23 protein-coding genes and 1 tRNA gene are annotated in these 24,756 nt (G+C 52.8%); 18 read left to right on the top strand and 6 right to left on the bottom strand.

Annotation, left to right across the window (positions count from 1 at the left end):
- Positions 1-9: 9 nt before the first annotated feature.
- Together OGY72_RS21590 and OGY72_RS21585 are read right to left on the bottom strand one after the other, a co-directional pair.
- Positions 10-1,026, bottom strand: a complete 1,017-nt coding sequence (locus OGY72_RS21590; RefSeq protein WP_005133828.1) for a LacI family DNA-binding transcriptional regulator — start codon at positions 1,024-1,026, stop codon at positions 10-12.
- Between the two features lie 104 nt (positions 1,027-1,130).
- Positions 1,131-1,793, bottom strand: a complete 663-nt coding sequence (locus OGY72_RS21585; protein ID WP_003827397.1) for an OmpA family lipoprotein — start codon at positions 1,791-1,793, stop codon at positions 1,131-1,133.
- A gap of 159 nt (positions 1,794-1,952) precedes the next feature.
- On the opposite strand from OGY72_RS21585, the gene OGY72_RS21580 reads away from it, so the two are divergent.
- The gene (locus OGY72_RS21580; protein ID WP_286549372.1) at positions 1,953-4,286 is read left to right on the top strand and encodes a molybdopterin guanine dinucleotide-containing S/N-oxide reductase; all 2,334 of its coding nucleotides are present in this window, start codon (positions 1,953-1,955) and stop codon (positions 4,284-4,286) included.
- Here the strand turns inward: OGY72_RS21580 and OGY72_RS21575 are convergent.
- Together OGY72_RS21575 and tag are read right to left on the bottom strand one after the other, a co-directional pair.
- Complete coding sequence (locus tag OGY72_RS21575) at positions 4,255-4,695, bottom strand: N-acetyltransferase (RefSeq protein ID WP_279275387.1); 441 nt, start codon at positions 4,693-4,695, stop codon at positions 4,255-4,257. The two genes, OGY72_RS21580 and OGY72_RS21575, sit on opposite strands and share 32 nt — an antisense overlap.
- On the bottom strand, positions 4,685-5,254 hold the full coding sequence (tag, locus tag OGY72_RS21570) for a DNA-3-methyladenine glycosylase I (RefSeq protein ID WP_003827403.1): 570 nt from the start codon (positions 5,252-5,254) through the stop codon (positions 4,685-4,687). Before tag ends, OGY72_RS21575 begins: the two co-directional genes overlap by 11 nt.
- Before the next feature lie 159 nt (positions 5,255-5,413).
- Between tag and OGY72_RS21565 the strand changes: the two genes are divergently transcribed.
- The 13 genes from OGY72_RS21565 (at position 5,414) to OGY72_RS21505 (ending at position 17,704) form a co-directional block, all read left to right on the top strand.
- The gene (locus tag OGY72_RS21565) at positions 5,414-6,115 is read left to right on the top strand and encodes an autotransporter outer membrane beta-barrel domain-containing protein (protein ID WP_003827405.1); all 702 of its coding nucleotides are present in this window, start codon (positions 5,414-5,416) and stop codon (positions 6,113-6,115) included.
- A gap of 251 nt (positions 6,116-6,366) precedes the next feature.
- The gene (locus OGY72_RS21560; RefSeq protein WP_063941883.1) at positions 6,367-7,569 is read left to right on the top strand and encodes an L-lactate MFS transporter; all 1,203 of its coding nucleotides are present in this window, start codon (positions 6,367-6,369) and stop codon (positions 7,567-7,569) included.
- 210 nt (positions 7,570-7,779) lie between these two features.
- Positions 7,780-9,474, top strand: coding sequence for a kdo(2)-lipid A phosphoethanolamine 7''-transferase (eptB, locus tag OGY72_RS21555; RefSeq protein WP_286549358.1), 1,695 nt, complete (start codon positions 7,780-7,782; stop codon positions 9,472-9,474).
- Between the two features lie 91 nt (positions 9,475-9,565).
- Positions 9,566-9,642: transfer RNA gene (locus OGY72_RS21550), tRNA-Pro, on the top strand.
- Positions 9,643-9,682: 40 nt separating this feature from the next.
- Positions 9,683-9,862: a hypothetical protein gene (locus OGY72_RS21545; protein ID WP_286549356.1), complete on the top strand. Its 180-nt coding sequence runs from the start codon at positions 9,683-9,685 to the stop codon at positions 9,860-9,862.
- Between the two features lie 96 nt (positions 9,863-9,958).
- Entirely contained in the window at positions 9,959-10,246 is a 288-nt protein-coding gene (locus OGY72_RS21540) for a hypothetical protein (protein ID WP_286549352.1), read from the top strand.
- A 227-nt stretch (positions 10,247-10,473) separates the two neighbouring features.
- On the top strand, positions 10,474-10,710 hold the full coding sequence (locus OGY72_RS21535; protein ID WP_162604169.1) for a hypothetical protein: 237 nt from the start codon (positions 10,474-10,476) through the stop codon (positions 10,708-10,710).
- On the top strand, positions 10,625-12,232 hold the full coding sequence (gene dppA, locus OGY72_RS21530; protein WP_003827414.1) for a dipeptide ABC transporter periplasmic-binding protein DppA: 1,608 nt from the start codon (positions 10,625-10,627) through the stop codon (positions 12,230-12,232). The genes OGY72_RS21535 and dppA overlap by 86 nt, the downstream gene beginning before the upstream one ends.
- A gap of 166 nt (positions 12,233-12,398) precedes the next feature.
- Positions 12,399-13,418 carry a dipeptide ABC transporter permease DppB gene (dppB, locus tag OGY72_RS21525; protein WP_003827415.1) on the top strand — a complete coding sequence of 340 codons (1,020 nt, stop codon included), beginning with the start codon at positions 12,399-12,401 and terminating at the stop codon, positions 13,416-13,418.
- A gap of 9 nt (positions 13,419-13,427) precedes the next feature.
- The gene (dppC, locus tag OGY72_RS21520) at positions 13,428-14,330 is read left to right on the top strand and encodes a dipeptide ABC transporter permease DppC (RefSeq protein WP_003024315.1); all 903 of its coding nucleotides are present in this window, start codon (positions 13,428-13,430) and stop codon (positions 14,328-14,330) included.
- Between the two features lie 10 nt (positions 14,331-14,340).
- Positions 14,341-15,324 carry a dipeptide ABC transporter ATP-binding protein gene (gene dppD, locus OGY72_RS21515; protein WP_003024317.1) on the top strand — a complete coding sequence of 328 codons (984 nt, stop codon included), beginning with the start codon at positions 14,341-14,343 and terminating at the stop codon, positions 15,322-15,324.
- The gene (gene dppF, locus OGY72_RS21510; protein ID WP_071446715.1) at positions 15,321-16,325 is read left to right on the top strand and encodes a dipeptide ABC transporter ATP-binding subunit DppF; all 1,005 of its coding nucleotides are present in this window, start codon (positions 15,321-15,323) and stop codon (positions 16,323-16,325) included. Before dppD ends, dppF begins: the two co-directional genes overlap by 4 nt.
- A 176-nt stretch (positions 16,326-16,501) precedes the next feature.
- A complete protein-coding gene (locus OGY72_RS21505; RefSeq protein ID WP_003827420.1) occupies positions 16,502-17,704 on the top strand; it encodes a sigma-54 interaction domain-containing protein in 1,203 nt (400 codons plus the stop codon).
- A 35-nt stretch (positions 17,705-17,739) separates the two neighbouring features.
- Here OGY72_RS21505 and OGY72_RS21500 read toward each other — a convergent pair whose 3' ends face one another.
- Positions 17,740-19,038, bottom strand: a complete 1,299-nt coding sequence (locus tag OGY72_RS21500) for an aromatic amino acid transport family protein (protein ID WP_003827423.1) — start codon at positions 19,036-19,038, stop codon at positions 17,740-17,742.
- Positions 19,039-19,155: 117 nt separating this feature from the next.
- Entirely contained in the window at positions 19,156-20,352 is a 1,197-nt protein-coding gene (megL, locus tag OGY72_RS21495; RefSeq protein ID WP_008786414.1) for a methionine gamma-lyase, read from the bottom strand.
- A gap of 118 nt (positions 20,353-20,470) precedes the next feature.
- Here megL and OGY72_RS21490 point away from each other — a divergent pair, with 118 nt between their 5' ends.
- The 4 genes from OGY72_RS21490 (at position 20,471) to dctA (ending at position 24,547) form a co-directional block, all read left to right on the top strand.
- Positions 20,471-20,677, top strand: coding sequence for a hypothetical protein (locus OGY72_RS21490; protein WP_286549344.1), 207 nt, complete (start codon positions 20,471-20,473; stop codon positions 20,675-20,677).
- Between the two features lie 85 nt (positions 20,678-20,762).
- Positions 20,763-20,870: a type I toxin-antitoxin system toxin Ldr family protein gene (locus OGY72_RS21485; RefSeq protein ID WP_149384389.1), complete on the top strand. Its 108-nt coding sequence runs from the start codon at positions 20,763-20,765 to the stop codon at positions 20,868-20,870.
- A gap of 226 nt (positions 20,871-21,096) precedes the next feature.
- On the top strand, positions 21,097-23,103 hold the full coding sequence (gene hmsP, locus OGY72_RS21480; RefSeq protein ID WP_020996063.1) for a biofilm formation regulator HmsP: 2,007 nt from the start codon (positions 21,097-21,099) through the stop codon (positions 23,101-23,103).
- Positions 23,104-23,260: 157 nt separating this feature from the next.
- On the top strand, positions 23,261-24,547 hold the full coding sequence (gene dctA / locus OGY72_RS21475; protein WP_003827429.1) for a C4-dicarboxylate transporter DctC: 1,287 nt from the start codon (positions 23,261-23,263) through the stop codon (positions 24,545-24,547).
- Positions 24,548-24,756: the final 209 nt, after the last annotated feature.

The raw sequence follows: 24,756 nt of genomic DNA, 5'->3' as shown, positions 1-24,756 counted from the left end.
GAAGGTAATTTAACGGGCGGTAGAGCCTCGCACGATCAGCTCGCCGGAGAAGACCTGTTCCTGAATGGCAGCGGAGCCGCCATCAATCCGGCGCACAACCTGCTCAACGGCGGTGTAACCAATCTGCCAGGTGGGTTGTTTCAACGTGGTAATACCAACGCCCGCCAGCTCTGCCCATTCCAGTTCGTCAAAGCCGAGTAAGCCAATGTCGCTCCCCCAGTTGAGGCCAATGCGTTTCAGGGCGCGGGCTACTTGTAGCGTGAGGGCACCGTTGGCAGAGATAACGGCTTTGCGCATGCCACGATGCTGCTGGTGAAACTGGCGCAGGGTGTCGTCCAGTTGCGTATTGTCCGTGAGCGGGACTTCGGCATTTTGCGCGATAACGCCGGGGTATTGCGCGAGCGTGGCGCGAAAAGCGCTCAGGCGTTCGCGGCGGGTATTCACCATGCCGAGTGGTTCGCTGAGGAACAGGATGGCTTCAAAACCTTGTTCGACCAGATGTTCGGTGGCAACCGTTGCCGCCTGGGTGTTATCCAGCCCGACCATATCACAGGCGAAATCGGGAATTTTACGGTCAATCAGCACCATCGGCAGTGCAGACTGTTGCAGGCGATTCAGCCCCTCTTCGCGCATCCCAACGGCGTTGACCACAATCCCTTCGACCTGGTAACTGCGCAGCAGGTCGAGATAATGCAGTTCCTGATCCACTTCGTTGTTGGTGTTACAAACGAGTGGGGTAAAGCCCTTATCGCGACAGGCGGCTTCAATACCGCTTAACACGTTGACAGAGTAGGGATTGGTAATATCGGCGATGATCAGGCCAATCAGGCGGGTACGACCGTGTTTCAGGCCCCTCGCCATCAGGCTGGGACGGTAGTCGAGATCGGCAATGGCTTGTTCAATGCGGGCCAGCAGCGCGTCGGAAAGCAGGTGCTTTTCACCGTTGAGATAACGTGAAATGCTGGTCTTGCCGGTTTTTGCGGCTTTCGCCACATCGCTGATGGTTGCCCGTGTTGATTTGCTCATCGCTGATTTCCCTGAATTTGGTGACAACACCTTAACGCGAAAATCAACGATGGCAAGTGCTTCATGCCGGATGGGCGCGGACTGTCTCCATCCGGCACAAAACGTTACTGGATCGGGCTTAAGGTAATCTCTACGCGACGGTTTTGCGCTTTACCTTCCGCCGTGCTGTTGCTGGCGATTGGATTTGCCGGGCCCATACCCTGAGTGCGGATGCGGTTAGCTGCGACCCCTTGAGTGATCAAGGCGCTGGCTACGGAGTCTGCGCGCTGCTGCGACAGACGCATATTCAGATCCTGGCTGCCGGTGCTGTCGGTGAAGCCCAGTACGTTGACGGCGGTTTTATTGTACTCTTTCAGTACCATCGCCACGCCGGTCAGGGTGTTAGCACCCGCAGGCTTCAGGTTGGCACTGCTGCTGTCGAAGGTGACGTTGTTTGGCATGTTCAGAATGATGTTATCGCCACTGCGTGTCACGCTGACGCCCGTTCCCTGCATTTTTTCGCGCAGTTTCGCTTCCTGCACGTCCATGTAATAGCCGATACCACCGCCAACGGCCGCGCCAGCCGCTGCGCCAATCAGTGCGCCTTTGCCGCGATCTTTCTTCGAAGAAGAGAGTGCGCCAATGCCCGCGCCGACCAGAGAGCCAATACCTGCGCCAATGCCGGATTTACCCGCTTCGCGTTCGCCGGTGTAAGGGTTTGTTGTGCAGCCAGAAACCGCCAGGGCGCCGCTCACGATGGCAGCAATAACAAATACACGTTTCTTCATCTTAATTCCTTAATGACTTTTTCTTCTTTGCCACAGCGACCGTGGCGGTTGATTATGACGTGTGAACATGAAGAAAATTCCAGGGAAGACTCTGAAATTTGTAAGTAACATTGAACGGCATAATAAATAAGCCGTTACATCGCATTCAGGAGCGCCATCTTGGCTAATTCACCCGCACATTACTCGGTGTTAACCGCCGCCCACTGGGGACCAATCCTCGTCGACACTGATGGTGAGACGGTTTTCTCCTCGCGTGGCGCGCTGCCCACCGCTCATCCCAACTCTTTGCAAACCGTGGTGCGCGACCAGGTTCACAGTAAAACGCGGGTACGTTTTCCGATGGTGCGTAAAGGGTTTCTCGCCTCGCCGGAGAACCCACAGGGCGTACGTGGGCAGGATGAGTTTGTTCGCGTCAGTTGGGACGACGCGCTGAATCTTATCCATACGCAGCATAAACGCATCCGTGACAGCTACGGCCCGGCCTCAATTTTTGCCGGTTCGTACGGCTGGCGTTCCAACGGCGTGTTACACAAAGCGGCGACCCTGTTACAGCGTTATATGGCGCTGGCGGGCGGTTATACCGGGCATCTGGGGGATTACTCGACGGGGGCTGCGCAGGCGATCATGCCGTACGTGGTGGGCGGGAACGAAGTTTACCAGCAGCAAACCAGCTGGCCGGTGGTGCTGGAGAACAGCGAAGTGGTGGTGTTGTGGAGCGCCAATCCGCTCAACACTCTCAAGATTGCCTGGAACGCGTCCGATGAGCAGGGCCTCGCGTACTTTGAGGCATTGCGCGACAGCGGTAAACGGTTGATCTGTATCGATCCGATGCGATCGGAAAGCGTCGATTTCTTTGGCGATAAGATGGAATGGATTGCCCCGCATATGGGGACCGACGTAGCGCTGATGCTGGGCATCGCGCATACGCTGGTGGAAAACGGCTGGCATGACGAGGACTTTCTCGCCCGGTGTACCACCGGATATGACCGTTTTGCCGACTATCTGCTGGGTAAATCTGATGATGTTGCAAAAACGGCAGAATGGGCGGCAGATATTTGTGGCATTCCGGCGGCGAAGATACGCGAACTTGCGGCGATATTTCACCAAAATACCACCATGCTGATGGCCGGATGGGGCATGCAGCGCCAGCAGTATGGCGAGCAGAAACACTGGATGATTGTCACCCTGGCCGCCATGCTCGGACAAATCGGGACGCCAGGCGGCGGTTTTGGGCTGTCGTACCATTTTGCCAACGGCGGCAACCCAACGCGCCGGGCTGCGGTACTGGCTTCAATGCAAGGCAGCGTTAAAGGCGGCACCGACGCAGTAGATAAAATTCCGGTGGCACGAATTGTTGAAGCGCTGGAGAACCCCGGTGGTTTTTACCAGCACAACGGCATGGACCGTCATTTCCCGGACATTCGCATGTTGTGGTGGGCGGGTGGCGCTAACTTCACCCATCATCAGGACACTAACCGTTTAATTCGCGCCTGGCAAAAACCGGAGCTGGTGGTCATCTCGGAGTGTTTCTGGACCGCAGCAGCAAAGCATGCCGATATCGTGCTGCCAGCAACCACCTCCTTTGAGCGTAATGATTTGACCATGACCGGCGATTACAGCAACCAGCACCTGGTGCCGATGAAGCAGGTCGTACCGCCGCAGGACGAAGCGCGAAATGATTTTGATGTCTTTGCCGAGCTGAGTGAGCGCTGGGAAAAGGGCGGATATGAACGGTTCACCGAAGGTAAAAGCGAACTGGCGTGGCTGGAGACTTTTTACAATATTGCCGGGCAACGTGGGGCCAGTCAGCAGGTGACATTGCCGCCTTTCGCCGAGTTTTGGCAGCGCAACGCCCTGATCGAAATGCCGGAAAACGCCGCCAGCGCACAGTTTATCCGTTTTGCGGATTTTCGCCGCGACCCGCAGGCGCATCCGCTGAAAACGGACAGCGGAAAAATTGAAATCTACTCCGCGAGGATTGCAGGTTACGGCTACGCGGACTGCGGGGGGCACCCGATGTGGCTGGAGCCGGATGAGTGGTTCGGTAACGCCGAACCGGACCAGCTACAGCTGCTTTCCGCCCATCCGGCGCACCGTTTGCATAGTCAGCTTAACTACAGTGCGCTACGTGAGCAGTACGCGGTAGCGGATCGTGAGCCGATAACGATTCATCCGCAGGACGCCCACGCGCGCGGCATTGCGGATGGCGATACGGTCAGGGTGTGGAACCAGCGCGGGCAAGTTCTGGCGGGCGCGGTGGTGACGGCGGGTATTAAACCCGGCGTCATCTGTATTCATGAAGGCGCGTGGCCTGATTTGGATCTCGCAGCGAACGGTATTTGTAAAAATGGCGCCGTCAACGTGCTGACCAAAGATCTCCCCAGCTCGAAGCTGGGGAATGGCTGCGCGGGCAACACAGCGCTGGCGTGGCTCGAAAAATACAGCGGACCAACGTTGACGCTTACAGCGTTTGATCCGCCTGCCAGCCCATAATCCACGTGGGATGGTGAGTCTCTTCCTGCCATGCGCCGTCTTCAATGCGAAAACCCAGCGCATGGTAGAAGTTCACCGCTGATTGATTCTTCTGGTAGACCTCAAGGCTGAGTATCGAAAAGCGCTGCTGGACATGCTGCACCAGCGCTTTGCCGATCCCGCTTCTGATGGCGGCAGGTGCGACAAACAGCGCGCCGAGAAAGCGGTCATCAATCACGCTGGCAAAGCCTTTGAGCTCGCCTTCTTCTTCCCAAACCCAGGTTTGCGCGGCTGGCAGATAAACATCCCGCACCACGGATTCACTTTCGCGCCAGTAGCGCTCTTCGATAAACGGATGGGCATGGATTGTGCTTTCCATCCACAGCGCCAGAATTGACGGCAGATCTTCAGCCTTGGATTCACGAATCATGTTGTTCTCCCGGATAACAGATGCAGCTGGTGACATGGTCGTTGACCAGGCCGCACGCCTGCATAAAGGAGTAACAAATGGTGGTGCCGACAAACTTAAATCCGCGTTTTTTTAACGCTTTAGACAGCGCGTCTGACGCAGGCGTGGAGGTGGGAATATCACTCAGGTTGGCGGCGCGAGTCACTTGCGGTTGGTTATCAACAAATGACCAGACGAATTCGCTAAACGACTCTCCGTTTTGCGCCATCGTCAGAAAAGCGCGAGCGTTGCCGATAATGGCCTGAATTTTTCCGCGATGACGAATAATGCCGGCATCCAGTACCAGCCTTTCCACATCCTCTTCGGTCATGGCCGCCACTTTTTCCGGATCAAAATGGTGGAAAGCGTGGCGATAATTTTCCCGTTTCTTGAGTACGGTAATCCACGATAACCCGGCCTGCTGACCTTCCAGGCAGATCATTTCGAACAGTTTATTACCATCAGTTTCGGGGACGCCCCATTCCTTGTCGTGGTAGGCAATGTAAAGTGGATCCTGGCTGACCCATCCGCAACGCTGCATATTCTTCCTCGCTGTTTTTACTGGCGTAAAAATTTCATTCGGCCCGCCTTGACGCGCCAGCTAAAAAGACAATATTTAATACAGGGCCTGATGGGCCCGATATCCTTCACACAATGACAATAATATCGCCGAATTCGGCTCTTTTCTGGAGTCGCGTTGATGATTATAAGAAACAGTAGTGGTCGCCAAAGGTTAACTCTGGCGAGCGTCGTAGTTTGTGCGCTGTCCATCAATACAGCATATGGCTGGCAACAAGAATATATCGTTGATGCTATGTCAGGGCATACGGCTGAACGTTATACATGGGACAGCGATCACCAACCACGTTATAACGACATTCTGGAAGAACGTATTCGTTCCACTCAGAACGTGGCGGGTCCCGTGGTGAATCTTGCGGATGAGACGCCTATGGATGCGACCAGCGGCATGAGTATGGGCTGGAACTTCCCGCTGTCCAGGCAGGTAACGACCGGTCCGGTTGCCGCACTGCATTATGACGGTTCAACCACATCTACTTACAACGAATTTGGCGACAGCGCGACTTCGGTAACGCAGAACGATCCGCTGTGGCATGCCAGCGTGAGCTCGTTGGGCTGGCGAGTCAATTCGCAGTTCGGTGATGTGCGACCGTGGGCGCAAATCAGCTATAACCAGCAGTTTGGCGAGAATATCTGGAAGGCGCAGTCGGGTCTCAGCCGCATGTCAGCAGCGGGTCAGGACGGTAACTGGGTGGATGTTACCGTCGGTGCGGATATGCTGTTGAACCCGCACATGGCGGCTTACGCAGCGCTTTCGCAGGCTGAAAACAGCACCAACAACAGCGACTATATGTACACCATGGGAGTGAGCGCCAAATTTTAACGTAAGTAATCAGCACATAAACATCTTGATTACATATTGAGATCAACAATCACACGCACTCCAGCGATAGCGTGTACTAACTCATGCGATAAAATTCAGTAACCCGACTTTTTGTCTCGTCATTCATTCCACATTCCAGGCATTTCATTCCGTCCTGGCGGCATTTCATGCCGTTTTCTCCTGCTCATAAAAGCGCTTCGGTATGGTTGTTGGCAGAGAATTTCCCATTTTGTTTATGCAGGAAGACTGCCATGAAAACTTCTGATTATCAGCGTACCCGCTGGCTGACACTGATCGGCACCATCATTACTCAATTTGCTTTAGGTTCTGTTTATACCTGGAGCCTGTTTAACGGTGCGCTCTCTTCTAAGCTTGATGCGCCAGTGAGTCAGGTTGCCTTTTCCTTTGGCCTGCTGAGCCTCGGGCTGGCAATTTCTTCTTCCGTCGCCGGGAAACTGCAGGAACGTTTTGGCGTGAAACGCGTCACCATGGCCTCCGGTATTTTACTGGGTGTCGGCTTCTTCTTAACCGCCCACTCTGACAGCCTGATTATGCTGTGGCTGAGCGCCGGTGTATTGGTCGGTCTGGCGGATGGAGCAGGCTACCTGTTAACACTTTCCAACTGTGTAAAATGGTTCCCTGAGCGTAAAGGGCTGATTTCCGCCTTTGCCATCGGTTCTTACGGTCTTGGCAGCCTCGGTTTTAAATTCATCGACAGCCAACTGTTGAGCACTGTGGGTCTGGAAAAAACCTTCATGATTTGGGGCGCGATTGTGCTGGTGATGATCGTATTTGGCTCCACGCTGATGAAAGACGCGCCGAATCAGGAAGTGAAAACGAAAAATGGCGTGGTTGAGAATGACTACACCCTGGCGCAGTCCATGCGTAAACCGCAGTACTGGATGCTGGCAGTGATGTTCCTGACGGCGTGTATGAGTGGGCTGTATGTGATTGGCGTGGCGAAAGATATTGCACAAAGCCTGGCGCATATGGATGTGGCAACGGCGGCAAATGCGGTCACCGTCATTTCTATAGCTAACCTGTCCGGTCGTCTGGTTCTGGGGATTCTGTCCGACAAAATCTCTCGTATTCGCGTTATCACCATTGGGCAGGTCGTTTCGCTGGTCGGTATGGCGGCACTGCTGTTCGCCCCGCTGAATGATGTGACCTTCTTTGCGGCGATTGCCTGTGTAGCATTTAACTTTGGCGGTACCATCACCGTGTTCCCGTCACTGGTGAGCGAGTTCTTCGGTTTGAACAACCTGGCTAAAAACTATGGTGTCATTTACTTAGGTTTCGGTATCGGCAGCATTTGTGGTTCCATTATCGCCTCGCTGTTCGGCGGTTTCTATGTGACCTTCTGCGTTATCTTTGCGCTGTTAATCATCTCACTGGCACTCTCCACCACCATCCGCCAGCCACAGCGTAGCGTATATACCGAGGCGCACGCCTAAACCTATTAGTAGTCTGATTAATACCTGGCGCATATATTTACAAAAATATATGCGCCATTTGCATTCTCCATAAGCACTTTTTCACCCTCCTGTGGTCTACTTACCCGCGCCCGTAGACATTTCACCTCTGCTGTTGTCGCATTTTCCCCTGCCTGGTCTGTTTGACTACTGCACAGGGTGTTTTTATCCCGATTCCCAGGGTTTGTTTGCATGAGATACATTAAGTCGATGACGCAGCAGAAACTCAGTTTCCTGCTGGCAATCTATATCGGTTTGTTTATGAACTGTGCTGTATTTTTCCGGCGCTTTAGCGGATATGCACACGAGTTTACCGTCTGGAAAGGACTCTCTGCGGTTGTTGAATTAGCCGGCACTGTTCTGGTGACCTTCTTTTTACTACGGCTTCTCTCTTTATTTGGTCGGCGCGCCTGGCGTGTCCTGACAACCTTAGTGGTGCTGTGTTCTGCCGGTGCCAGCTATTACATGACCTTCCTGAATGTGGTAATTGGTTACGGTATTATTGCCTCCGTAATGACCACGGATATTGATTTATCGAAAGAAGTTGTTGGCTGGCATTTTGTCGTGTGGCTGGTTTCGGTCAGCATTTTACCGTTGGTTCTGATTTGGAGTAATCGCTGCCGCTATACCCTGATGAAACAGATCCGTACGCCTGGCATGAGATGGCGTAGCGTGGCGGTGGTATTGTTGGCTGGCTTGATGGTATGGGCGCCGATTCGCCTGCTGAGCATGCAACAGAGAAGCGTTGAGCGAGCAACGGGAATCGATTTACCCAGCTATGGCGGGGTAGTGGCGAATTCCTATCTGCCGTCAAACTGGCTCTCCGCGCTGGGTCTGTACGCCTGGGCACAGGTGGATGAATCCTCAGACAACAAATCGTTGATGAACCCGGCGAAGAAGTTTACCTATGTTGCCCCCAAAAACCTCGACGACACCTATGTGGTCTTTATTATCGGCGAAACGACCCGCTGGGATCATATGGGGATTTTTGGCTATGAGCGTAATACCACGCCAAGGCTCGCCCAGGAGAAAAATCTGGCCGCCTTCCGTGGATATTCCTGTGATACGGCAACAAAACTTTCGCTGCGTTGTATGTTCGTGCGTGAGGGTGGGGCAGAAGAAAACCCGCAGCGTACTCTGAAAGAACAAAACGTCTTCTCCGTGCTCGGCCAGTTAGGGTTCAAGACCGATCTTTACGCGATGCAAAGCGAGATGTGGTTCTACAGTAACACCATGGCGGAGAACATCGCCTATCGTGAGCAGATTGGCGCAGAGCCGCGCAACCGTGGCAAGAACGTTGACGATATGCTGTTGATTACCGAGATGCAGCAGTCTCTACAAAATAATGAAGATGGTGGCAAGCATCTGATTATTCTGCATACTAAGGGCTCGCATTTTAACTACACCCAGCGCTACACCCGCGAATATGCGCAGTGGAAGCCGGAATGTGTCAATGTTGATAGTGGCTGCTCGAAGGCCCAGATGATCAACTCATTCGATAACTCGGTAACCTATGTTGATCACTTTATTACCAAAGTGTTTGATCAACTACGCGATAAGAAAGCGATCGTGTTCTACGCCGCCGATCACGGTGAGTCGATTAACGAGCGCGAGCACCTGCACGGTACGCCGCGTAAAATGGCGCCACCTGAGCAGTTCCGCGTTCCTATGATGGTGTGGATGTCTGACAAGTATCTGGATGACCCCGACCATGCGAAGGCGTTTGCACACCTTAAGCAAGAAGCTGATATGAAGGTGCCGCGTCGTCATGTTGAACTGTACGACACCATTTTGGGTTGCCTCGGTTATACCTCGCCAAATGGTGGTATTAACGAGAATAACAACTGGTGCCGTATCCCGGACGCGAATAAGGCTACAGCCCAGTAACTGAGCTGCTGACTTTCTCACCGATCAAATGGCATTTTGATACTAAGGGATTGACGGGCGCGCAGCTGAGCAGTAAGATGCGCCCCGCATTCGGTGATTGGCGCAGCCTGGTAGCGCACTTCGTTCGGGACGAAGGGGTCGGAGGTTCGAATCCTCTATCACCGACCAAATTTAAAAAGCCCGCTCTTTGAGCGGGCTTTTTGCATTGGTGGCTTTTGTAGGCCTGATAAGCGAAGCGCCATCAGGCAAAACATTGCAGCGTTTTGGCATTGCCGGATGCGGCGCAAGCGCCTTATCCGGCCTACAGGTGAAGCGCCATCAGGCAAAACATTGCAGCGTTTTGGCATTGCCGGATGCGGCGCAAGCGCCTTATCCGGCCTACAGGTGAAGCGCCATCAGGCAAAACATTGCAGCGTTTTGGCATTGCCGGATGCGGCGCAAGCGCCTTATCCGGCCTACAGGTGAAGCGCCATCAGGCAAAACATTGCAGCGTTTTGGTATTGCCGGATGGCGGCGCAAGCGCTTTATCCGGCCTACAGGCGAAGCGCTGGCAGGGCGTATTTTTGTTTTTCCGACCCCATGTTTGACCTTCATTTTATCTGCAAAAATTGTGCACCACTTCCCACTGACTGTTAACGATTCTGTGACATATTCCATTGCCTTTTTTTATATTTGCTTGAAACTTTTTTTGCGCTACTTATGGCTGAAGCTGGCATTTTACGCTGTGCGCTTTAACGTTCATGGTATTAATCGCTCAGATATGCAGCATTAATTTAGAAAGTTTGAATAAATTGCATAAATGTTAATCACCAAATGTTGCGAAATATGAAGATGTTTATTCTGGCATAGTACGCGTAGCACAAATTTCCCTGCTGAAAATGTCCTTCCGCACTTTTTTTAATCTTTGTTTGTGAATTCTCACCGTTGGCGTAAATCACGGTGACCTGTATTGACGTTTTCACATTCTGTTGACAGATTGTAGGGTATGAGGGGCATTTCATGGAGAATCCGCACTGCAACTCAGTCGCTTATGTGAACGGAATCCCCATCCTCTTAACGCCGACCCGGCCGGGTAAAAAACAAAAAAGGCCAGGCGGTGCAAACCCACTGCAAAGGGTAAAACAACAAACATCACATTTGGAGCAGAAGAATGAGTATTTCCTTGAAGAAGTCAGGGATGCTGAAGCTTGGTCTGAGCCTGGTGGCTATGACCGTCGCAGCAAGCGTACAGGCTAAAACTCTGGTTTATTGTTCAGAAGGATCTCCTGAAGGCTTTAACCCGCAGCTTTTCACCTCTGGCACCACCTATGATGCCAGCTCCGTACCGATCTATAACCGCCTGGTTGAGTTCAAAACCGGTACGACTGAAGTGATCCCGGGCCTTGCTGAGAAGTGGGAAATCAGCGAAGACGGCAAAACCTACACCTTCCACCTGCGTCAGGGCGTGAAGTGGCAGGACAACAAAGAATTTAAACCGACGCGCGATTTTAACGCCGATGACGTGGTGTTCTCTTTCGATCGTCAAAAAAATGCCCAGAACCCGTACCATAAAGTCTCTGGCGGCAGCTATGAATACTTCGAAGGGATGGGTCTGCCGGATCTGATCTCCGAAGTGAAAAAAGTGGACGATAAAACCGTTCAGTTCGTGCTGACTCGCCCGGAAGCGCCGTTCCTGGCTGACCTGGCGATGGACTTCGCTTCTATTCTTTCCAAAGAATATGCTGACAACATGCTGAAAGCCGGTTCTCCGGAGAAAGTGGATCTGAACCCAATCGGGACCGGTCCGTTCCAGCTGCAGCAGTACCAGAAAGACTCCCGTATTCTGTATAAAGCATTCGAAGGTTACTGGGGCACCAAGCCGCAGATCGACCGTCTGGTCTTCTCCATTACGCCTGACGCTTCCGTGCGTTACGCCAAACTGCAGAAAAACGAGTGCCAGGTGATGCCGTACCCGAACCCGGCAGACATCGCGCGCATGAAGCAGGATAAAAACATCAACCTGATGGAACAGGCGGGTCTGAACGTTGGCTACCTCTCTTTCAACACCGAGAAGAAACCGTTTGATGACGTGAAAGTCCGTCAGGCGCTGACCTACGCGGTAAACAAAGAAGCGATCATCAAAGCGGTTTATCAGGGCGCTGGCGTTGCCGCGAAAAACCTGATCCCGCCGACCATGTGGGGCTATAACGATGACGTTAAAGACTACACCTACGATCCTGAGAAGGCCAAAGCGCTGCTGAAGGAAGCGGGTCAGGACAAAGGCTTTACCGTTGAGCTGTGGGCTATGCCGGTACAGCGTCCATATAACCCGAACGCACGTCGTATGGCAGAAATGGTTCAGGCTGACTGGGCGAAAATTGGCGTTCAGGCCAAGATTGTGACCTACGAGTGGGGCGAGTATCTGAAACGCGCCAAAGCGGGTGAACATCAGGCGGTGATGATGGGCTGGACCGGCGACAACGGGGATCCGGACAACTTCTTCGCCACCTTGTTCAGCTGTGCGGCAGCGAAAGACGGTTCCAACTACTCTCGCTGGTGCTACAAGCCGTTTGAAGACCTGATCCAGCCGGCGCGTGCGACCGACGATCACAACAAACGTATTGAACTGTACAAGCAAGCTCAGGTTGTTATGCACGACCAGGCTCCGGCTCTGATTGTTGCTCACTCCACCGTGTACGAACCAGTGCGTAAAGAAGTGAAAGGCTATGTGGTTGATCCATTAGGCAAACACCACTTCGAAAACGTCTCTGTCGAATAATTAAAAGCAATTAAGGAAGCGCTGCGCCCCGGTGATGTGTAGGCCGGATAAGCGCAGCGCCCTCCGGCGTAATGCTTTACCCGCGATGCAGTTTGCGTGGGATAAGATTTGTGAGCAATACAGACTCACGGTTCCAGGCCGTGCGTCATTAGAGAGAATCCGGGTTATGTTGCAGTTCATTCTCCGACGTTTGGGACTCGTCATCCCCACGTTTATCGGTATCACTCTTCTCACCTTTGCCTTCGTCCATATGATCCCCGGCGATCCGGTTATGATCATGGCGGGTGAACGTGGGATCTCCCCTGAGCGTCATGCTCAACTGTTGGCTGAACTCGGTCTGGATAAGCCGATGTGGCAGCAGTACCTCCACTATATCTGGGGGGTTATGCATGGTGATTTAGGTATCTCACTGAAAAGCCGCTTACCGGTATGGGAAGAGTTCGTACCTCGCTTCAAAGCAACGCTGGAACTCGGCGTCTGCGCGATGATTTTCGCCGTCGCAGTGGGTATCCCAGTGGGTGTACTTGCTGCCGTTAAGCGCGGCTCTATTTTCGATCATACCGCCGTTGGCCTGGCGCTGACCGGTTACTCCATGCCGATTTTCTGGTGGGGCATGATGCTGATCATGCTGGTTTCCGTGCAGTGGAACCTGACGCCAGTTTCTGGGCGGGTGAGCGACATGGTGTTCCTTGATGATTCCAATCCGCTAACCGGCTTTATGCTTATCGACACCGCCATCTGGGGTGAAGAGGGCAACTTTATTGATGCGTTGGCGCATATGATCCTGCCTGCGATGGTGCTGGGTACCATTCCTCTGGCGGTCATTGTGCGTATGACCCGTTCATCGATGCTGGAAGTGCTGGGTGAAGATTACATCCGTACCGCGCGCGCCAAAGGCCTGACCCGTATGCGCGTCATCATTATTCACGCTCTGCGTAACGCGATGCTGCCCGTGGTGACCGTTATCGGCCTGCAGGTTGGTACGTTGCTGGCCGGGGCGATCCTGACCGAGACCATCTTCTCGTGGCCGGGACTGGGGCGCTGGCTGATCGATGCGCTGCAACGCCGCGATTATCCGGTGGTGCAGGGCGGGGTGCTGCTGGTCGCGACGATGATTATCCTCGTCAACCTGCTGGTAGACCTGCTGTACGGCGTGGTGAACCCGCGTATTCGGCATAAGAAGTAAGGGGCCATCATGTCACAGGTTACTGAAAATAAAGTTATTGCTGCACCGGTGCCGATGACTCCGTTGCAGGAGTTCTGGCACTATTTTAAACGCAACAAAGGTGCGGTTGTTGGGCTGGTGTACGTTGTGGTGATGATCCTGATTGCGGTCTTTGCCAACGTCCTCGCACCCTACAACCCGGCAGACCAGTTCCGCGATACGCTGCTGGCTCCTCCCGCGTGGCAGGAAGGCGGTACCATGGCGCATCTGTTTGGTACTGATGATGTAGGCCGCGACGTGCTGTCCCGCCTGATGTACGGTGCGCGTCTGTCGCTGTTGGTCGGCTGTCTGGTGGTAGTTCTCTCCCTGCTGATGGGCGTGGTTCTTGGGCTGATCGCCGGTTACTTTGGCGGGATTGTCGATAACGTCATCATGCGTGTGGTCGATATCATGCTGGCATTGCCGAGCCTGTTGCTGGCGCTGGTGCTGGTGGCGGTATTTGGCCCCTCGATTGGCAACGCCGCGCTGGCGCTGACGTTTGTGGCATTGCCGCACTATGTGCGTCTGACGCGCGCCGCCGTGCTGGTGGAGGTTAACCGCGACTACGTCACTGCATCTCGCGTGGCGGGAGCCGGCGCGATGCGCCAGATGTTCGTCAACATTCTTCCTAACTGTCTTGCGCCGCTGATTGTTCAGGCGTCGCTTGGCTTCTCTAACGCCATTCTCGATATGGCTGCCCTCGGCTTCCTGGGGATGGGCGCACAGCCGCCTACGCCGGAATGGGGCACCATGCTCTCTGACGTTCTACAGTTTGCCCAAAGCGCCTGGTGGGTCGTGACCTTCCCGGGGCTGGCGATCCTGTTGACGGTGCTGGCATTTAACCTGATGGGTGACGGTCTGCGTGACGCGCTCGATCCCAAACTGAAGCAGTAAGAGGTTCGAGATGGCGTTATTAAATGTAGATAAATTATCGGTGCATTTCGGCGACGTAGGTTCCGAATTCCGCGCCGTAGACCGCATTAGCTACAGTGTGAATCAGGGTGAAGTGGTTGGCATTGTAGGAGAGTCCGGCTCTGGTAAGTCTGTCAGTTCGCTGGCGATTATGGGACTGATTGACTACCCTGGCCGCGTTATGGCCGAAAATCTGGAGTTTAATGGTCGCGACCTGAAGCGCATTTCTGAGAAAGAGCGTCGCCAGTTAGTGGGCGCGGAAGTGGCGATGATCTTCCAGGACCCGATGACCAGCCTTAATCCCTGCTATACCGTCGGCTACCAGATTATGGAAGCCATCAAGGTGCACCAGGGCGGCAACAAAAAAACGCGTATTCAGCGGGCAATTGACCTGCTGACGCTGGTGGGGATCCCCGATCCGGCCTCGCGTCTGGATGTCTATCCGCACCAGTTGTCCGGGGGGATGAGCCAGCGCGTGATGATCGCGATGGCGATTGCCTGTCGTCCGAAACTGCTGATTGCCGACGAACCGACAACGGCGTTGGATGTGACTATTCAGGCGCAGATCATCGAGCTACTGCTGGAATTGCAGCAAAAAGAGAACATGGCGCTGGTCTTAATCACCCACGATCTGGCGCTGGTGGCTGAAGCGGCACACAAAATCATCGTGATGTACGCCGGCCAGGTGGTAGAAACCGGAGCCGCGCAGGATATCTTCCGCGCGCCGCGTCATCCTTACACCCAGGCGCTGCTGCGTGCGCTGCCTGAGTTTGCTCAGGATAAAGCACGTCTGGCCTCGCTGCCGGGCGTGGTTCCCGGGAAATATGACCGCCCGAGCGGCTGTTTGCTGAACCCACGCTGCCCCTATGCGACCGACAAATGCCGCGCTGAAGAACCTGAACTGAACCTGCTGGAAGGCGGTCGTCAGTCGAAATGCCACTACCCACTTGATGATGCCGGGAGGCCTGGGCTATGAGTACGCAAAAGGCCGCTTTGTCACAGCCGCTGTTACAGGCTATTGATCTGAAAAAACACTACCCGGTGAAAAAGGGCATGTTCGCCCCGGAGCGCCTGGTGAAAGCGCTGGACGGCGTCTCCTTTACCTTAGAACGCGGTAAAACGCTGGCGGTGGTAGGCGAGTCGGGCTGTGGGAAATCCACCCTTGGCCGCCTGCTGACGATGATTGAAGTCCCGACCGGCGGTGAGCTGTATTACCAGGGACAGGATCTGCTTAAGCACGACCCGCAGGCGCAAAAGCTGCGTCGGCAGAAAATCCAGATTGTATTCCAGAACCCGTACGGTTCCCTGAACCCGCGTAAAAAAGTGGGACAGATTCTGGAAGAGCCGCTGCTGATCAACTCCACGCTCAGCAAAGAGGAGCGTCGTGAAAAAGCATTGGCGATGATGGCGAAAGTGGGGCTGAAAACCGAGCACTACGACCGCTATCCGCATATGTTCTCCGGCGGTCAGCGTCAGCGTATTGCCATCGCTCGCGGTCTGATGCTTGACCCGGACGTGGTGATTGCCGATGAACCGGTCTCAGCGCTGGACGTTTCGGTGCGTGCGCAGGTGCTGAATCTGATGATGGATTTGCAGCAGGAACTGGGGCTGTCATACGTCTTTATCTCGCACGACCTGTCGGTTGTCGAGCACATTGCCGATGAAGTGATGGTGATGTATTTAGGCCGCTGTGTGGAGAAAGGGACGAAGGACCAAATCTTCAATAATCCGCGTCATCCGTACACGCAAGCGCTGCTCTCCGCAACACCGCGCCTGAACCCGGACGATCGCCGTGAGCGTATCAAGCTGACCGGTGAACTGCCAAGCCCGCTGAATCCGCCGCCGGGCTGTGCGTTCAACGCCCGCTGCCGTCGTCGCTTTGGTCCGTGTACCCAGCTTCAACCGCAGTTGAAAGATTACGGCGGTCAACTGGTAGCTTGTTTTGCCGTTGACCAGGATGAAAACCCACAGCAATAAACCTGGGTTATGACCCGATAACCGGAGCCTTGTGCTCCGGTTTTTTTATATTTTCTCTTTACGTCCACAATGTGAGTCCTTTGGCAGAACATTATTCCACAGCGTCTAGAATGTAGTCAGATTTCCTCTAGTCACAGAAATATCTATTTCGCAGTTGCTAACTACCAGGAGCAAATGTGGTCACGATACGCTGGGATATTAAAACAATTGATCGTCTGTCGATGGTTGAGGATGTCCTGAAGGAATTTTCCTGCTGTGATATCAATATCATCTCCATGAAAGTGACGCCTGGGCGGATCCTGATTAAATCCTGGTGCCGCCAGCTACAGGATATTTCCTGTGTGCAATCCTGTTTAAGCCAGCGCGCCGATATTATTAATGTTGCTTATCTCTGTGAGGAGATAAGCGAGCTGTCAACGCCGGAGCCGGAACGCCCGCGCTATTTCTCTGACATTATTTGCAGCAGCCAGAGCATGCACGCGCTTATCGAAAAGGCGATAAAAATTGCCGACAGCAAATATACCGTTCTGATCCGTGGCGATACGGGGACTGGTAAAGAGCTGCTGGCCCGGGCTATCCATAATTCCGGGCAGCGACGTTTTTATCCGTTTATTCCGGTCAACTGCTCTGCGCTACCTGAGTCGCTAATGGAGAGTGAATTCTTTGGCTATGAGAAAGGGGCTTTCAGCGGCGCGGATTGTAAAGGCAAAAAAGGGCTGTTTGAAATGGCCGATAAAGGCACCCTTTTTCTCGATGAGTTTGGCGAAATGTCGCTGAGCTTACAGGCTAAACTCCTGCGCGTGCTTCAGGATGGCGGGATTCGGCGCGTTGGCGGGGCACATATTATTCCGGTCAATGTGCGCATTATTGTGGCAACCAATGCCAATCTGGAAGAGATGGTGGAACAACGTCTGCTGCGCGCCGATCTCTATTACCGCATCAACGTGCTTTCACTGACCATCCCACCTTTGCGCGAGCGCCCACAGGATATCAGCCTGCTGATTCGCCACTTTGTGCAGAAATACGCGAAGGAATTCCAGCGGCGGATCATTCTGGATAAAGCCTGTTTTGATGCCCTGCACCATCACACCTGGCCGGGAAACGTGCGCGAACTGGAAAATACCATTATTCGCCTGATGCTGATGGCTGAATCCGATGTTATTACGCGGGAAGAATTAGGGATGGTGAATTTGCCTGCCGTTGAGCGGGGCGCGACAGAACGTCCTTTTAAAGAGCAGGTTCTGTGTGCTGAACGCCAGCTCATTGAACAGATGGTGGAAGATAATGTGTCGTCACGGCATATTGCCAAAGCGCTGGGCGTGTCGCACACCACGGTGCTGAATAAAATTCGCGGCTATCAGCTGGAGAGTGTGGGTTAAGCGCCGCCAGCGTCTGACGGCGCGATATACGTGGGTTATTCAATCAGCTTCAATAAGGGCGACAGGCACAGCAGAATTCCGTACAGCAGGATCAACCAGGTTTTCAGCCCGCGTAGTTTTTCCAGTTGCGTTACTTTATAGATCAGGAAGAACGGAATAATACACGACACAATCCCGTAAAGCGGACTACCTAGCTGGAAGAATACCAGTACCGATACGCGAAATGACACCCAAATGACCAGAGTGATAACAATAAAGGTGCAAATACCCAGCGTGAGTACTAACGGATTAATTTTCTCAACGTCAATGACGCGGCTCAGAACGTTGAGAATAATACCTTTGATCGCCTCGTGGAATCCCAGATAAATACCAAAGAACGCGGTTAATACGGCGAAGATATTTAATACTGTTGAGGTGATATGAATAATCTGCCCAGGAATGACCTGAGCCGCCAGTGCCAGTGCGGAAATATTTTGTTCGAAAGCCGAAACGGCCTCTTCATGGCTAATAGAAAAGGTAAAAGAGAAGGAGAAAAACAGAATGACAGCAATCAGAGTAATGTAACTGATGCGATGCGTACGGATTGCCATACGCGTAGCCAGCACCCGATCCGTCACCCGTTTGCGGTAGGCGATGTTCATTGGGTTCAACACCTGAATAAACACCGCTGAGAAGAAGCAGAACGGGATGGTTAGCAGTACATCACGAAAGAAGACCGATGCTTCAGGGAAGGCGCTGATATTAGCGAAGTTCCAGTGCGGAACCATCGCAAAACCAAATACGATGATGATACCTACTTTGACCACCACCATCGGGCCGGAGATTTTGAACAGCAGCTTTTCTCCCCCGGAAGCAATGGCGACCAGCACGGCAAAAATGGCCACTTTATAGATTATCGACTGCGAAAGATCGGCCTCGGTCAAGCCGAAGGTTTTGATATATGAGGCGCTGTCAAAAACCACGGATAAGGAATAAATAAATATGCCGTGAATAATCATCAGAAAATAGATGACGCCAAGAAATACGCCCCAGTTTTTTCCAAGGTAATGACTTATAATATCCGTATAGTCATTGCAGGTTTCGCTTTCTGATAATGTTTTTAAATAAATATCCTGCACAATATAAGTTGCCGGATAAGCAATAATAAAGGCAACGATAAATACCCAAATGCCTGTTAAGCCAATTTGTACCGGCATCAGTACCGTTCCGGCACCAATGGCCATGCCGATGCACAGTAATACCCAGCCAAAATCGTATTTCGTAAACGGTATTTTTTTTGAGAATGGTACGGCGGTTGCTGTATTGTTGCTTAATTGTAATGTGTTGTCCTGCATAGAACCCCCTGCCCAAAATACACGTTCTCCCCGAAAGAGGATCACGCGTATTGCCAGACTGTTGTGCCTTGATTCTCAACAACCTGAACCGAACGGCGTCGGTTCAGGCCATATTGGTCAGAATGTTGCCTTTCTGATGGCGTGTTCAAGGTCGTTAATAATATCTTCTGGATCTTCAAGACCCACAGAAAGACGGATAAGCCCGTCGGTAATACCTGCTTTAAGCCGTTCCTCAGGTGCAACGGGCGAATGTGTCATAGACGCTGGGTGCTGAATGAGGGTTTCGGTATCACCGAGACTGACCGCGAGGAGGCACAATTCTACAGAATTGATCATCCGCCTACCAGCCTCGAGGCCGCCGGCGATTTCGAAGCTGATAATTCCACCTGGCAGGCTCATTTGCCGCTGGCCCAGCTCATACTGCGGATGCGAAGTCAGGCCAGGATAATACACCCGAGTAATGGATGGATGCCCTTCGAGGAAGCGGGCGATTTTCAGCGCATTTTCACAGTGACGTTCCATACGAATGCCCAGCGTTTTAACGCCGCGTAGTGTTAACCACGCATTGAAAGGACTCATGCAGCCGCCGGTGATATCTTTCAGGCCTACAAACCGCGCCTGGTCGATAAACTCCTGCTTACCAACAATGATTCCCCCAATCACATCCCCGTGACCGTTGATATATTTGGTGACGCTGTGAACCACAATATCCGCGCCCAGTTGCAAAGGTTGCTGACAGTACGGCGACATAAAGGTGTTATCCACCACCAGCAATGCGCCCTGTTGATGGGCGATACCAGCCACCGTTTCAATGTCGACCAGCGACAGCGTTGGGTTGGCGGGCGTTTCGATATACACAACTTTGGTTTCTGGTCGCATGGCGGCGCGGATTTCTTCAGGCTTTGCCGCGTCGACAAAGCTGACGTTAATCCCAAACTTCGGCATGCTGTGCGACAAAAACGCGTGGGTGCAGCCGTAAATCGCGCTGGCGGAAACGATATGGTCACCCTGCTGGCAAAGCGTCAACAGCGTTGTGGTGATAGCAGAAATACCGGACGCGGTTGCCAACCCGGCTTCACCTCTTTCCAGTACAGCCAGCTTTTTCTCCAGCGCATCGGTGGTGGGGTTACCCAAGCGGGTGTAAATGTACCCGGACTCTTCGAGCGCAAAGCGGGCGGCACCTTGTTCGGCGCTGTCAAAAACAAACGTTGAGGTCTGGAAAATAGGCGTACTAAGCGCGCCAGTTGAAGGGTCGGGTTGTTGCCCCGCGTGAACGATCTGGGTGTTGAATCCGTAAGTACGACAGTCAGACATGATATCTCCTTTAATTCGGAACAGAACAGCTCACAGTCAAATAGCAATCGCTGTGCCAGAAAATGAACTGATAGATATCAATGCGTTATGTTTTTGTCTGAACTAATGGTCGGCAGGAATGTTGCCAACTGGAAAGAATCTTTCCAGCGTGCTGGTGAGAAAATGGGTGAATTGCGAGGCGCTACGCAGAGCGCAATATTGCGCAGTGATATGGCAAGTGGGCTGCCGTAGAATCAGCGGCAAGCCGGGAATTCCCGGTGAGGCGTTGATCCCCGGCGGCATCGGTTGCTGGAAAGAGAAAACCCCCGCACGTTGTTCGGTATAAACCTGGCAACAAAACGGGGGCTGACTTGAACCTGAACAACTCAAGGATAGCCGTGAACAGTTGCCATTGCAACACAGGCGGCTATATGACGCTCGCACAGTTAGGCGTGGCCTTCTGGCACGATTTAGCGGCTCCAGTCATCGCTGGCACCATTGCCAGCCTGATTGTGAGCTGGCTGCGTAACAGGAAGTAATGCGCTTTGTAGGCGTCTGCCTGCCGTGATGGCAACATGCGCCCGAACCAGGCCGCAGGGGGCGACCTTGCGGCCTTTTTCGGCTTAAATGCAGATAAATCTCGTCGCCAGGTGCCTATCCTGTCGCGATAATGCACGCTGGGAAGTTTTCAGATACCGCCTCTCTTAATACCGCTACGATCGGGTATACTCTGACGGCAGTTTCGTCTATCCGTGGAGAGTCAGTTTGCGTGTCAGTCGCTCGTTAACAATTAAGCAGATGGCAATGGTTGCGGCCGTTGTTATGGTGTTCGTTTTTATTTTTTGCACCGTTTTGTTGTTCCATCTGGTCCAGCAAAACCGCTATAACACGGCTACGCAACTGGAAAGTATCGCTCGCTCCGTCCGTGAGCCTCTGTCGGACACTATCCTGAAAGGGGATATTCCCGAAGCGGAAGCCATTTTAAAAAGTATTCGGCCAGCGGGCGTGGTAAGTCGCGCCGATGTGGTGCTGCCCAATCAGTTTCAGGCGTTGCGGATGAGCTTTATCCCTGAACGCCCCGTTCCTGTTACGGTGACTCGCCTGTTTGAGCTTCCGGTACAAATTTCGCTGCCGATCTATTCCCTTGAGCGTTCAGCTAACCCGCAACCGCTGGCGTATCTGGTGCTGCAGGCGGATTCGTACCGCATGTACAAATTCGTGATGAGTACGCTCTCGACGTTAGTGACCATTTACTTACTTTTGTCGTTAATATTGACCGTCGCCATCTCCTGGTGCATTAATCGCTTGATTGTGCACCCCTTACGTAAAATTGCTCGTGAGCTGAACGACATTCAACAGCAGGATCTGATTGGCTATCAACTGGCATTGCCGCGTCTACATCAGGATGATGAGATTGGTATGCTGGTGCGTAGCTACAATCTTAATCAGCAGTTGATTCAGCGACATAGCGAAGAGCAAAGCGACTTTGCAATGCGTTTCCCGGTTTCCGAACTGCCCAATAAGTCGTTTTTAATGGGGCTGCTGGAGCAGGTTGTTACCCGCCAGCAGACGACGGCGCTGATGATTGTCACCTGCGAAACCCTACGTGACACCGCGGGGGTGTTAACCGAAACTCAGCGGGAAATCCTGCTGCTTACGCTGGTCGAAAAACTCAAGTCGGTATTAGCCCCCAGGATGGTGCTTTCCCAGGTGAGTGGCTATGACTTTGCCATCATCGCCCATGGTGTAAAAGAACCCTGGCACGCTATTACGCTAGGTCAGCAAGTACTCACTATCGTTAATGAGCGATTACCTATTCAGGGTATTCAACTGCGTCCTACCTGCAACATTGGGGTGGCAATGTTCTATGGTGATTTGACCGCAGAACAGCTATACCGCCGCGCACTCTCGGCCGTGTTAACCTCGCGCCATAAGGGTAAAAATCAAATTCAGTTCTTTGATCCGTTACAGATGGAAGAGGCGCAGCAGCGTTTGACGGAAGAGAACGATATTCTCAGCGCGCTGGATAACCAGCAGTTCGCGCTTTGGATGCAGCCGCAGGTGGAAATGTCCAGCGGTAAGGTATTGAGCGCAGAAGCATTATTGCGGATGCAGCAGCCGGACGGAAGCTGGGAGCTGCCCGAAGGGTTAATCGACAGGATTGAGTCCTGCGGCCTGATGGTGACGGTTGGTTACTGGGTGCTGGAAGAGACGTGCCGCCAGCTGTCAGCGTGGCAGGAACGGGGTCTGATGCTGCCGCTGTCGGTGAATTTGTCCGCGCTACAGCTGATGCACCCGAGTATGGTCTCGGACCTGCTGGAGTTGTTAAACCGCTATCGCATCAAGCCTGGTACGTTGATCCTGGAAGTGACTGAAAGCCGACATATCGATGATCCCCACGCTGCGGTGGCCATTTTGCGCCCATTGCGTAATGCGGGAGTACGTATCGCACTGGATGACTTTGGCATGGGGTATGCGGGCCTGCGACAGCTGCAGCACATGAAGTCGCTACCGGTGGATGTCCTCAAAATCGATAAGATGTTTGTCGATGGGGTACCTGAGGATTGCAGCATGATCTCCGCCATCATTCAGTTGGCCCACAGCCTTAATTTGCAGATGATCGCCGAAGGTGTCGAAACCGAAGCGCAGCGTGAATGGCTATCACAAGCCGGGGTGGAAGTGGCACAAGGGTTCCTGTTTGCCCGACCGGTTCCGGCAAATATCTTCGAAGAACGTTATCTGGCGCCGGAAAGCGCTGATTACAAAAGTTAAAAAAGGTCTCGCTTGTGCGAGCCAGCTCAAAATTTTTAACATTTCTGTATCAATTATGATCCAGGTACATTTCTGTCAAGTTGTGTGGGTGTTACCTTAAGGCCGCAGGTTAAACAAAACCTTACAAGACCTGTGGTTTTTACTTTAAGGACACCCTATGAAAACCTCTATATTCAAAAGCCTTTACTTTCAGGTCCTGACAGCGATTGCCATAGGTATTCTCCTTGGCCATTTCTACCCTGAATTAGGCGCCCAAATGAAGCCGCTTGGTGATGCTTTCGTTAAGCTCATCAAGATGGTCATCGCACCTGTCATTTTCTGTACTGTCGTTACCGGCATTGCAGGCATGGAAAGTATGAAAGCCGTAGGCCGCACTGGCGCGGTTGCACTGCTCTATTTTGAAATTGTTAGTACCATTGCGCTGATCATCGGCCTCATCATCGTCAACGTGGTGCAACCCGGTGCCGGGATGAACGTCGATCCGGCGACACTGGATGCCAAAGCGGTTGCAATGTACGCCGAACAGGCAAAAGACCAGGGGATCGTAGGTTTCCTGATGGATATTATCCCGGCGAGTGTCATTGGCGCGTTTGCCAGCGGTAACATCCTGCAGGTATTGCTGTTTGCGGTAATGTTTGGTTTTGCGCTGCATCGTCTGGGCAGCAAGGGCCAGATGATTTTCAACGTGATTGAAAGTTTCTCGCAGGTTATTTTCGGCATCATTAATATGATCATGCGCCTGGCGCCGATCGGTGCTTTCGGTGCTATGGCCTTTACCATCGGTAAATATGGCGTCGGAACGCTGGTGCAACTGGGTCAGCTAATCATCTGCTTCTACATCACCTGTATTCTGTTTGTGGTGCTGGTGCTGGGTTCAATTGCCCGCGCAACTGGCTTCAGTATCTTTAAATTCATCCGCTATATCCGTGAAGAACTGTTGATCGTTCTGGGGACTTCTTCTTCCGAGTCCGCGCTGCCGCGTATGCTCGATAAGATGGAAAAACTGGGCTGTCGGAAGTCGGTTGTCGGATTGGTTATACCCACGGGCTACTCGTTTAACCTTGATGGGACATCAATCTATCTGACAATGGCGGCGGTGTTTATCGCTCAGGCAACCAACAGCCACATGGATATCTTCCATCAGATAACCCTGCTGGTGGTGCTTCTGCTCTCCTCAAAAGGTGCAGCGGGTGTGACCGGGAGTGGCTTTATTGTTCTGGCCGCGACTATCTCTGCGGTGGGTCACTTGCCGGTTGCTGGTCTGGCGCTGATTCTTGGTATTGACCGCTTCATGTCTGAAGCCCGTGCGCTGACCAACCTGATTGGTAACGGTGTTGCAACTGTTGTTGTGGCTAAATGGGTGAAAGAATTGGATACCAAAAAGCTGGATGACACGTTGAATAATCGTGCGCCGGATGGCAAAACGCACGATTTATCCTCTTAATCTCGTCACTTATGCCCGTAGTCCCTTCCAGGACTGCGGGCGTTTGCGCATAATTACCCCCTGTGCCTGAAACCGTCGATTCGGCGGCTCGGGATTTTTTCACTTCTTCCGTGACATTTTTATGTTCTCGCGGTCTAACACGAAGTGTTTTTAACGTCATATTCAGAGAGTCCTTTCGAGGGCTGTCTTTTTATTTCCAGGATAGTTGA

The organism is Citrobacter sp. Cpo221 (assembly GCF_030332345.1).
Classification (GTDB): Bacteria; Pseudomonadota; Gammaproteobacteria; order Enterobacterales; family Enterobacteriaceae; genus Citrobacter; species Citrobacter portucalensis.
Note: the sequence above shows the minus strand (reverse complement) of the source record. Positions and strands in the feature narration are given on the sequence as shown.

Bases quoted from the DNA above. Each gene is read 5' to 3' on its own strand.
- OGY72_RS21490 (WP_286549344.1), top strand. From the start codon at position 20,471: ATGTTGCCAACTGGAAAGAATCTTTCCAGCGTGCTGGTGAGAAAATGG.
- dppF (WP_071446715.1), top strand. From the start codon at position 15,321: ATGAGTACGCAAAAGGCCGCTTTGTCACAGCCGCTGTTACAGGCTATT.
- OGY72_RS21535 (WP_162604169.1), top strand. From the start codon at position 10,474: ATGGAGAATCCGCACTGCAACTCAGTCGCTTATGTGAACGGAATCCCC.
- OGY72_RS21485 (WP_149384389.1), top strand. From the start codon at position 20,763: ATGACGCTCGCACAGTTAGGCGTGGCCTTCTGGCACGATTTAGCGGCT.
- dppA (WP_003827414.1), top strand. From the start codon at position 10,625: ATGAGTATTTCCTTGAAGAAGTCAGGGATGCTGAAGCTTGGTCTGAGC.
- tag (WP_003827403.1), bottom strand. From the start codon at position 5,254: ATGCAGCGTTGCGGATGGGTCAGCCAGGATCCACTTTACATTGCCTAC.
- dppD (WP_003024317.1), top strand. From the start codon at position 14,341: ATGGCGTTATTAAATGTAGATAAATTATCGGTGCATTTCGGCGACGTA.
- OGY72_RS21560 (WP_063941883.1), top strand. From the start codon at position 6,367: ATGAAAACTTCTGATTATCAGCGTACCCGCTGGCTGACACTGATCGGC.
- OGY72_RS21500 (WP_003827423.1), bottom strand. From the start codon at position 19,038: ATGCAGGACAACACATTACAATTAAGCAACAATACAGCAACCGCCGTA.
- megL (WP_008786414.1), bottom strand. From the start codon at position 20,352: ATGTCTGACTGTCGTACTTACGGATTCAACACCCAGATCGTTCACGCG.
- OGY72_RS21575 (WP_279275387.1), bottom strand. From the start codon at position 4,695: ATGATTCGTGAATCCAAGGCTGAAGATCTGCCGTCAATTCTGGCGCTG.
- dppC (WP_003024315.1), top strand. From the start codon at position 13,428: ATGTCACAGGTTACTGAAAATAAAGTTATTGCTGCACCGGTGCCGATG.
- OGY72_RS21565 (WP_003827405.1), top strand. From the start codon at position 5,414: ATGATTATAAGAAACAGTAGTGGTCGCCAAAGGTTAACTCTGGCGAGC.
- eptB (WP_286549358.1), top strand. From the start codon at position 7,780: ATGAGATACATTAAGTCGATGACGCAGCAGAAACTCAGTTTCCTGCTG.
- OGY72_RS21590 (WP_005133828.1), bottom strand. From the start codon at position 1,026: ATGAGCAAATCAACACGGGCAACCATCAGCGATGTGGCGAAAGCCGCA.
- OGY72_RS21585 (WP_003827397.1), bottom strand. From the start codon at position 1,793: ATGAAGAAACGTGTATTTGTTATTGCTGCCATCGTGAGCGGCGCCCTG.
- dppB (WP_003827415.1), top strand. From the start codon at position 12,399: ATGTTGCAGTTCATTCTCCGACGTTTGGGACTCGTCATCCCCACGTTT.
- dctA (WP_003827429.1), top strand. From the start codon at position 23,261: ATGAAAACCTCTATATTCAAAAGCCTTTACTTTCAGGTCCTGACAGCG.